The sequence below is a fragment of the Pseudomonas sp. genome (genome assembly GCF_032058845.1).
Taxonomy (GTDB): Bacteria; Pseudomonadota; Gammaproteobacteria; order Pseudomonadales; family Pseudomonadaceae; genus Aquipseudomonas.
Genome location: NZ_DAMCCR010000139.1, coordinates 1 through 9,047 on the forward strand (window position 1 = coordinate 1; position 9,047 = coordinate 9,047).

The 9,047-nt window shown below is 65.1% G+C and carries 5 protein-coding genes and 3 pseudogenes; 5 read left to right on the forward strand and 3 right to left on the reverse strand.

All coding sequences use genetic code 11. From position 1 onward, the window contains the following. The 5 genes and pseudogenes from RT028_RS18740 to RT028_RS20425 all read left to right on the forward strand — a co-directional run. A pseudogene (locus tag RT028_RS18740) lies at window positions 1-353 on the forward strand (protease modulator HflC); the annotation flags it as partial. Window positions 354-631: 278 nt separating this feature from the next. Beyond that, window positions 632-1,819, forward strand: coding sequence for an ATP phosphoribosyltransferase regulatory subunit (locus RT028_RS18745; protein WP_312936762.1), 1,188 nt, complete (start codon window positions 632-634; stop codon window positions 1,817-1,819). Window positions 1,820-1,870: 51 nt separating this feature from the next. After that, complete coding sequence (locus RT028_RS18750) at window positions 1,871-3,163, forward strand: adenylosuccinate synthase (protein ID WP_312936765.1); 1,293 nt, start codon at window positions 1,871-1,873, stop codon at window positions 3,161-3,163. Window positions 3,164-4,252: 1,089 nt separating this feature from the next. Then, window positions 4,253-4,399, forward strand: a pseudogene (locus RT028_RS20420) (hypothetical protein); the annotation flags it as partial. Window positions 4,400-4,600: 201 nt separating this feature from the next. Beyond that, window positions 4,601-5,305: a methyl-accepting chemotaxis protein gene (locus RT028_RS20425; RefSeq protein ID WP_409567307.1), complete on the forward strand. Its 705-nt coding sequence runs from the start codon at window positions 4,601-4,603 to the stop codon at window positions 5,303-5,305. An 89-nt stretch (window positions 5,306-5,394) separates the two neighbouring features. Here RT028_RS20425 and RT028_RS18760 read toward each other — a convergent pair whose 3' ends face one another. The 3 genes and pseudogenes from RT028_RS18760 to RT028_RS18770 form a co-directional block, all read right to left on the reverse strand. Next, a complete protein-coding gene (locus RT028_RS18760; RefSeq protein WP_312936769.1) occupies window positions 5,395-6,960 on the reverse strand; it encodes an iron ABC transporter permease in 1,566 nt (521 codons plus the stop codon). Then, window positions 6,960-7,973, reverse strand: coding sequence for an extracellular solute-binding protein (locus RT028_RS18765; RefSeq protein ID WP_312936770.1), 1,014 nt, complete (start codon window positions 7,971-7,973; stop codon window positions 6,960-6,962). Before RT028_RS18765 ends, RT028_RS18760 begins: the two co-directional genes overlap by 1 nt. Window positions 7,974-8,084: 111 nt before the next feature. Next, window positions 8,085-9,047: pseudogene (locus RT028_RS18770) on the reverse strand (hypothetical protein); the annotation flags it as partial.

The window sequence follows — 9,047 nt, forward strand, 5'->3', positions numbered from 1 at the left end:
TGCCCAAGGAAGTCAACCGCAGCGTGTTCGACCGCATGAGCACCGAGCGTGAGCGTGAGGCCCGTGAGCACCGCGCCAAAGGTAACGAGCTGGCCGAAGGCATCCGTGCCGACGCTGATCGTCAGCGCCGCGTGCTGTTGGCCGAGGCCTATCGCGAAGCTGAGGAAACCCGCGGTGATGGCGACGCCCAGTCGGCCTCCATCTACGCCAAGGCCTACGGCCAGGACGCTGATTTCTACGCGTTCTACCGCAGCCTGCAGGCCTACCGCGAGAGCTTCTCGAGCAAGAGCGACGTGTTGGTCCTGGATCCGAAGAACGAGTTCTTCCGGTATCTGGACAAGAGCAAGCCGTAAGCGATCTAACCCCGCTGGGCAGCTAAAGCGCCTGGCGGGGTGCATCCTGATTGAAAAGGGGTGTATGATCAGGCAGCCGGGAAATTCCCGGCTTTTTTGCGTCTGCAAGGTCCATTCGCGTGATGCGCAGGGCCTGTTTCGTCAGGATGCAACGTATTCACAGGGTGTTGGTACGGTGGCTGCGCTGGGATCAGTGCTGCCCGCTGTTGCGTGCCGACGCCTGCTTTACTCAAGGCTGCCCGTGGGCAGACCGCCCGGACCAGAGGGGAAATGGCGTAATGGCAACGGTAGACCGCTGGCTTCTGCCAGATGGCATCGAGGAAGTACTGCCACCTGAAGCGGCTCGCATTGAAATCGCGCGGCGCCAGGTGTTGGACCTGTTCCAGAGCTGGGGTTACGAACTGGTCGTCACCCCGCATATCGAGTACCTGGAATCGCTGCTCACCGGCGCCGGCCAGGACCTGGACCAGCGTACCTTCAAGGTCGTCGATCCGCAGTCGGGTCGCCTGATGGGCTTTCGTGCCGACTTCACGCCGCAGGTTGCGCGTATCGACGCCCACACCCTGCGGCGTGAAGGCCCGAGCCGTCTGTGCTACGCCGGCAGCGTGCTGCATGCCGAACCGCGTGCCCTGTCGACCTCGCGCAGCCCCATTCAGCTCGGTGCCGAGCTGTACGGTGATGCCAGCCCCACCAGTGATGTCGAAGTCATCAGCCTGATGCTCGCCACCTTGCAACTGACCGATGTCGCCGATGTGCACATGGACCTCGGCCATGTCGGCATCTACCGCGGCCTGGCCCGCGCTGCCGGGCTGTCCGGTACGCTGGAACAGCAACTGTTCGATGCCCTGCAACGCAAGGCCGTCGATGAAGTGCATGTGCTCACCACCGGCCTGCAGCCTGACCTCAGCGCCATGCTGCGGTCGCTGACCGAGCTGTGCGGCAGCCGTGAAGTGCTCAATGAGGCCCGCGTACGCCTGGGTCGTGCCCCGGCCAGCGTGCTGGCGGCACTGGATGACCTGCTGGCCATCGCCGACCGCCTGGCGGCGCGTTTCCCCGAGCTGCCACTGTACTTCGACCTGGGCGAGCTGCGCGGCTACAACTACCACACCGGTGTCGTGTTCGCCGTGTTCGTCCCCGGCGTCGGGCAGTCGATCGCCCAGGGCGGTCGCTACGATGACATCGGTGCGGATTTCGGCCGCGCACGTCCGGCCACCGGTTTCTCCACCGACCTCAAGACACTGGTCACGTTGGGGCGGGCCGAAGTGCTCATGCCAACCGGTGGCATCTGGATGCCCGACAGCGGCGACAGCGCGCTGTGGCAGCAGGTCTGCCAGCTGCGCAGCGAAGGTCAGCGGGTGGTCCAGGCGCTGCCGGGTCAGCCGCTCAGTGCCGCGGGCGAGGCCGATTGCGATCGGCAATTGATTCAGCAAGACGGGCGCTGGCAGGTACTGCCGCTCGCCCTTTAGTTTCTGCGTCGGCAGTGGCCGGCACCAAGTTTGCGAATGAGGACAAGTATCATGGGTAAGAATGTCGTCGTCCTGGGCACCCAGTGGGGTGATGAGGGCAAAGGCAAGATCGTCGATCTGCTCACCGAACATGCCGCTGCCGTAGTGCGCTACCAAGGCGGCCACAATGCTGGCCACACCCTGGTGATCAACGGTGAGAAAACCGTTCTGCACCTGATCCCTTCCGGCATCCTGCGCGAAGGCGTGCAGTGCCTGATCGGCAACGGTGTGGTGGTGGCGCCCGACGCGCTGATGCGCGAAATCACCAAGCTGGAAGAGAAAGGCGTACCGGTGCGCGAGCGCCTGCGCATCAGCCCGGCTGCCCCGCTGATCCTGTCGTACCACGTGGCCCTGGACCAGGCCCGCGAGAAAGCCCGTGGCGAAGCCAAGATCGGCACCACTGGCCGTGGCATCGGCCCAGCGTACGAAGACAAGGTCGCCCGCCGTGGCCTGCGCGTCGGTGATCTGTTCCACCGCGAGCGTTTTGCCGCCAAGCTCGGTGAGCTGCTGGACTACCACAACTTCCAGCTGGTCAATTACTACAAAGAGCCGGCCATCGACTTCCAGCAGACGCTGGACGAGTGCATGGTCTACGCCGAGCAGCTGAAGCCGATGATGCTCGACGTCACCGCCGAACTGCACCAGCTGCGCCGCGCCGGCAAGGACATCATGTTCGAAGGCGCCCAAGGCTCGTTGCTGGACATCGACCACGGCACCTACCCGTACGTCACCAGCTCCAACACCACCGCCGGCGGTATCTCCACTGGCTCTGGCGTGGGCCCGATGTACATCGACTACATCCTCGGCATCACCAAGGCCTACACCACCCGCGTGGGTTCCGGTCCGTTCCCTACCGAGCTGTTCGATGACACCGGCGCCACCCTGGCCAAGCGTGGCCACGAGTTCGGCTCGACCACCGGCCGTGCCCGCCGTTGCGGCTGGTTCGATGCCGTCATCCTGCGTCGTGCCATCGACGTCAACAGCATCTCGGGCATCTGCCTGACCAAGCTGGACGTGCTCGACGGCCTGGAAACCATCAACATCTGCGTAGGCTACAAGAGCGCCGAAGGCGATGTGATCGAAGCACCGACCGACGCCGACAGCTACATCGGTCTGCAGCCGGTATACGAAACGCTGCCAGGCTGGAGCGAGTCGACCCTGGGCGTGAAGAGCCTGGACGGTCTGCCAGCAAATGCGCGGGCCTACATCACCCGCATCGAGGAGCTGATTGGCGCGCCGATCGACATCATCTCCACCGGCCCGGACCGTAACGAAACCATCGTGTTGCGTCATCCGTTCGCCTGATCAGCCCTGGCTGATCAACAAACGCCGCGCCCCTGCCAAGGGGGCGCGGCGTTTTTTATGCCTGGCCAAGCCCGTGCTGCAGAGTGGCTTATCGGACAAGTCCTAGACCTTGGTGGAAATGACCCCAGTACCGGCATAACCCTTGCTGTAAGAAATTTCTGTAGATGCCATCAAAATAGTGGCGCCAGAAAACACGAGGGATACACCGTGTCTGCCATCCTCTCATTGTTACGAAGCCGCCTCTTGCGGCCTGTGTTTGTTGCCTTGGGTATCGCTCTGTTGCTGCAAGTGGTGGTCGCAGTGGTGCTGACCCGCAGCACCGTGAGCGATCTGGAGGCTGACCTTGAGCAGCGCTTCGGTCGCGACAGCGCCACCCTGGCCAACGAGCTGCAACAGGCTGGCCAGGAGGTGCGTTCGGGGTTGGACGGGTTGTCCAGCAGCACCAAGCAGCGCCTGAGTGCCGGCTTGTCTGCACGCTTGCAGAGCGAGCAGCAGCAGTTGCGCACCACATTGGAGAACAGCCTGAAGGAGTCGGCCAACGACATGGCCGAGTTGCTCGCCTCGGTGGCGCCGCGCGCCATCTGGGACAGCGATGTGCCCGTGCTGTCGGACTTCGCCCGACGCGCCCAGCGTAATCCCAATGTGTTGTTCGTGGTCTATGACGATGCCCAGGGCCAGCACCTGACCCGCTACCTGAACCGGCAGAACCCGATCAACCAGGCGTTGATCGAGAAGGGCCAGGGCGAGCGCGCGCTGGACAAGGTGATCGACGCGGCGCGCCGTGATCCTGCGGTGTATTTCGTGGAGGCCTCGATCAATCCCAATGGCGCCGAGATCGGCAAGGTGCTGCTGGGCGTTTCCACGGCCTCGATCGACCAGCAGCTCACCGCCCTCGACCAACGCTTCAATGCGCTGATCGCCAGTGGTGAGCAACTGGTCGAGGACAGTCTGGGCGGCGCGGCAGCCGACAGTGGCAACGTGCTGCGCCAGCGTCTGGAAAAAGCGCAGTCCAGTGCCGCGGGCATGCAAGCCAATACGGCTCAGGCGGTGGCCAGTGCGGCGTCAGAGCTGCGCTGGCGGATTGGCCTGATGCTGGCACTGGTCGGCCTGGGTGTGTTGCTGCTGGTGGCCGTGGTGCTTGGCCGCCGCGTGCTGAGCAAAGTGCGCCTGTTGATTGGTGCGCTGGATGACCTGGCAGCAGGTGAGGGCGACCTGACTCGCCGCGTGCCGCTCGATAGCCGCGACGAACTGGGCGACATGGCCTCGGCCGTGAATCGCTTCATCGACAAGCTGCAGCCCATTGTCCGCGAGGCGGGTGAGGTGGCGCAGCGCACCGGCGTCGAGATCGACGCCATGGCCCAACGCAATGCCGGTGCCGACACCGCTGCGGCGTTGCAGCGCGATGAAGTGGCCGCCAGCCTGCGCGACCTGTCGAGCATGGCTGACGAAGCGCAGTCCGAGAGCCAGGCCATGCAGGCGGCGTTGCAGCAGGTGGTGGACATCCGCCAGGCCACTGACGAAAACAGCCGCAGCTCCACCCAGCTGGCAGGCCTGATCGAAAACCTGGCTGGCCAGGTGGACTCCGGCTCCCAGGTGATCGAACGCCTGGCCCGGCAGAGCGAGCAGATCGAGGTGGTGCTGACGGTGATCCACGGCATTGCCGAGCAGACCAACCTGCTGGCCCTGAACGCCGCCATCGAAGCGGCGCGCGCTGGGGAAACCGGGCGTGGCTTTGCCGTGGTGGCCGACGAAGTGCGGGCGCTGGCAAGCAAGACACAAAGCTCCACCGGTGACATTCAGGCGCACATCACCGCATTGCAGCAAGGTGCCAAGGATGCCGTGGCGACGATCAGCCAGGCTGGCCTCAAAGCCAGTGAGGGCCTGAAAGTGCTGCGCGACAACGAGCGCCGTCAGCAGTCGGTGCAGGTCGCCGTGGAACAGGTGCACGCCGCCATCGGCCTGGCCACCCGCGCCGCCGAACAGCAAGCCAGCGGTGCGCAGGCCGTGCGGGGCAGGGTGGAGACTATCCATGCCCAAGCCGAGCGCTCGGCTGCGGTGGTGATGCAGACCACGGCCAGCAGCAAGGTGCTGGATGACCTGGCGGCGCAGTTGCGGGCGAGCCTGGGGCAGTTCAAGGCGTGAGGCGCGAAGCCGTTCGAGGCGGTTCAGGCGTCTCGAACCGTGCTTCAACGGCAAGCAGCGGCAGGGTGGGCAGTGCTCACGCGTGCCGGCTAGGCGCGGTTCAGGTACATCCGCGTGGTCAGCAGGTACACCGGCAACCCCGATACCACGATCAGCAACGCTGCATAGGGCGCCGCTGCGGCGAACTCGACGTTGGCCGTGTGCGACCACACCTCGGTGGCCAGCGTGGTCATGCCGGTCGGGCTGAGCAGCAGGGTTGCCGTCAGCTCCTTCATGGCGTCGAGGAACACCAGGGCAAACGCAGCTGCCAGCGCAGGGAAGATGATCGGCAGGGTCACTCGGCAGAACGCTGCAAGGCTGCTGGCGCCCAGCGTGCGAGCGGCCTCTTCCAGGGTTGGCGAGGCCTTGTTCAGCGCAGTACGCACCGGCGCCTGCGCCAGCGGCAGGAACAGCAGCGCATAGGCCAGGATCAGCAGCGCCGTGGTCTGATACAGCGCCGGCACGTAATGCAGGGCAAAGAACACCAGCGTCAGCGCGATCACCAGGCCCGGCAGCGCGTGCAGCAGGTAGGGCAGGCGCTCGGCCCAGATCGCCAGACGCCCCTTGTAGCGCACCACCAGAAAGCTGATCGGCAGCGCCAGCAGCACACAGAAGGCTGCGCCGCCCAGTGACACCGACAGTGAGGTGAGCAGTGCCGTGCCGATTTCCGCGACCGGGAAGGCGGCCGAAGAGCCCACACTCAGCCAGTAACCGAGCATCGCCAGCGGAATGCCGCTGCCCAGAATGGCCAGGCCCAGGCAGAACGCCTGCGCCAACGGCGCCCAGCCACGCAGGTGTATGGGCGCGGCACGGCGCGCCACGCCCTGGCCGATGCGCACATGCCGGGCCTTGCCGCGTACGCGCAGCTCCAGCCAGAGCATGATCAGGCACAGCGCCAGCAACACCGCCGAGAGCATGGCCGCGTTGGCGTTGCTGAACTCCAGCTCGAACTGCTGGTAGATCGCCGTGGTGAAGGTCTGCAGGCCGAGGATCGACAGCGCGCCGAATTCCACCAGCATGTGCAGGGCGATCAACAGCGCCCCGCCCAGCATCGCCGGCCACAGCAGCGGCAGGGTGATCTTGAAGAACACCCCCCAGCGGTTGCAGCCCAGGGTGCGCGCCGACTCTTCCAGCGAGGTGTCGACGTTACGCAAGGTAGCAGCCACCGGCAGGAACACCAGCGGGTACTTCGACAGCGCCATCACCAGGATCGCCCCGCCCAGCCCCTCGAAGTCAGCGCTCAGCGACACCCAGGTGAAGCTGCTGACGAACGACGGCACCGCAAAGGGCAGGCACAGCACCACACCCCACAGGCGCCGGCCGCGCAGGTCGCTGCGCTCCAGCAACCAGGCCAGCGCCATGCCCACCACCATGCACACCGCAGTGACGCCGACCATCAGCAGCAAGGTGTTGCGCAACAGCCCCCATACGAACGGGCGCCAGAGCAGGTGCAACGCTTCCCGCCAGCCGGCCTCCCAGGCTTTCATGGCCACGTACAGCAACGGCAACAGGCTCATCGCCACCAGGAACAGCACAGGCAGGATCACCCAGATCGAGGGGCGCTTGCGCTTGGGGACGTAACGCAGGGTAGCCGTGGTCGGCAGGGCGGCAGTCATCAGAGCAGACCGACCTCACGCTCAAGTTCCAGTGCTTCTTCGGCATTGCCGAGGTCTGCCGGGGTGATTTTCGGCGGATGCAGGTCTTCGAACGGCTTCAGGCCACGGTCAGAGACCATGCCTTTGTGCAGCGGATACTCAGCGGTGGTCTGGGTGATGACCCGCTGACCTTCCTCGCTGGCCATCCAGTTCAGCAGGGCCTGAGCTTCCTTGGGATGCTTGCTGGCCTTGACCGCCGCCGCACCGGAGATGGTCACCAGGCCACCGGCATCACCGTCGGCCAGGTAATAGAGCTTGGAATCCAGCTTGCCGCGCTCGCGCTCCAGGGCGTACCAGTAGTAGTTGTTGACCAGCACCGCAGCCACTTCACCTTTTTCCACGGCCTTCAACGCGACCATGTTGTTGGTGTAGGTCTTGCCGAAGGCCTTGAGGCCGGTCAGCCAGTCTTCAGCCGCTTCGCGACCGTGCATTTTCAGGATAGCCACGGCCTGCTCCTGGAACGCACCGCTGGTAGGCACGAAGCCTACACGGCCTTCCCACTGCGGATCGGCGAAGTCCATGACCGACTGCGGCAGGTCCTTTTCGTCGATCTTCTTCGGGTTGAACACCACCACGCGGGTACGCGCGGTGACACCCATCCAGGTGCCGTTGGCGGCCACATATTCCTTGGGCAGCATGTCCAGGGTGGCAGGGTCGATCTTGGCCAGCAGGCCCAGCTCGCCCAGGTTGTTCAGGGGCGGCGATTCTTCCGTATAGATGATGTCGGCCGGCGAGCGATCGCCTTCCTCGATGATCTGGCTGGCCAGCTGGTTGCTGCTGCCTTTGCGGATGTTGATGTGAATGCCGGTCTTGGCCTCGTAGGCCTTGGCGATGGCGTCGCCGATTTCCTTGTGCTGACCGTTGTACATGGTCAGCGTGACCGGGTCGGCGGCCATGGCAGCGGGGGCGCCGAGGGCCAGGCCGAGCACGGCGGCGGCCAGGGTGCGCATCAGCGAATTCGGGCGGATCGTCATGCGGGTAGTTCCTCGCGTACGGCTACATATTTGGAAACAATGGTAAACGAAATTGTTTCTCAAGTGGCCGCATGGAAGAAAATTCATTCGTGTCGTGATTGGCGTTTGCACCTATCGGTTGTGGCGACCCTCCAGCGCTCCAGTGTTTGAGTCAGGCGCACTGTGCGTGGTAGGGGTGGAGGCTACCGTGCGGCCTTGAATGACCGCTACGGTGCGGTCTTGCGCTCCCGCCGCAGCGTGCGGTTCAAGGCTTTCCCCACTGAGCAGTGAAACGCTGGCGACATCCACGTGGCGGTCGCTGTGCAGCAATGATTCGGCACTGCCAGCAATGCGCTGGCGCACTCGCCAGGCCAGTAGCAGCGCCAGCGACAGGCCCGCGCTCAGGCAGACGAGCATGCCGCTGTAGCCCAGCCGGTCGAGCAACAGCCCGGCGGCCACGGGCGCCGCCAGACGGGGAATCACGAACAGGCTCGATTGCAGCCCGTAATCGCTGGCGGTGCGCTGGCGCCGGCTGAAGAACAGGGTCAGGCCGAACATCAGGGCCGACACCGCGCCCATGCTCGCCGCCAGTGCCACGGTGCTGGCGATCAACCAGGCAGTGCCCAGTTGCAGCCAGACGGTGACGGTGAGCAGCAGCAACGCCAGCAGGGCCGCGAGCAGGTAGAGGACAATGGCCCGGCCCGTGCCGAGCACGCCGATCAAACGCCCGCCGATCAGGCTGAACAGCGCGCCGGTGGCGCCACCCAGAATGCCCACCAGCCACGCCACCTGCTGCATCGGTAGGCCCTGGTCGAGCATCAGCGGCTTGAGGTACAGCCAGGCCGCACCGATGAACGGGAAAGCACTGAGCAGCAGCCAGGTCCACTGCCGCGCGCCGGGCTGGTTGAAGAAGCTCATCCAGTCAGCGATCAGGCCGGGTTCTCCCGGTACTGGCGCCTCGGGCACGGTTGCCGGCGCTGGCGTCTTGATCAGCGCGATGTGTGATGGCGCCTCGGTCAGCGCTACCCGCGCTGGCGCCTCATCCACCGGCACCGGCACCGGCACCGGCACCGGCACCGACACCGGCGCGCGGCG

What these genes read in the sequence shown, in the direction of transcription:
- RT028_RS18745 (WP_312936762.1), top strand. Translation starts at nt 632, where the DNA reads ATGGCAACGGTAGACCGCTGGCTTCTGCCAGATGGCATCGAGGAAGTA.
- RT028_RS18750 (WP_312936765.1), top strand. Translation starts at nt 1,871, where the DNA reads ATGGGTAAGAATGTCGTCGTCCTGGGCACCCAGTGGGGTGATGAGGGC.
- RT028_RS20425 (WP_409567307.1), top strand. Translation starts at nt 4,601, where the DNA reads ATGGCTGACGAAGCGCAGTCCGAGAGCCAGGCCATGCAGGCGGCGTTG.
- RT028_RS18760 (WP_312936769.1), bottom strand. Translation starts at nt 6,960, where the DNA reads ATGACTGCCGCCCTGCCGACCACGGCTACCCTGCGTTACGTCCCCAAG.
- RT028_RS18765 (WP_312936770.1), bottom strand. Translation starts at nt 7,973, where the DNA reads ATGACGATCCGCCCGAATTCGCTGATGCGCACCCTGGCCGCCGCCGTG.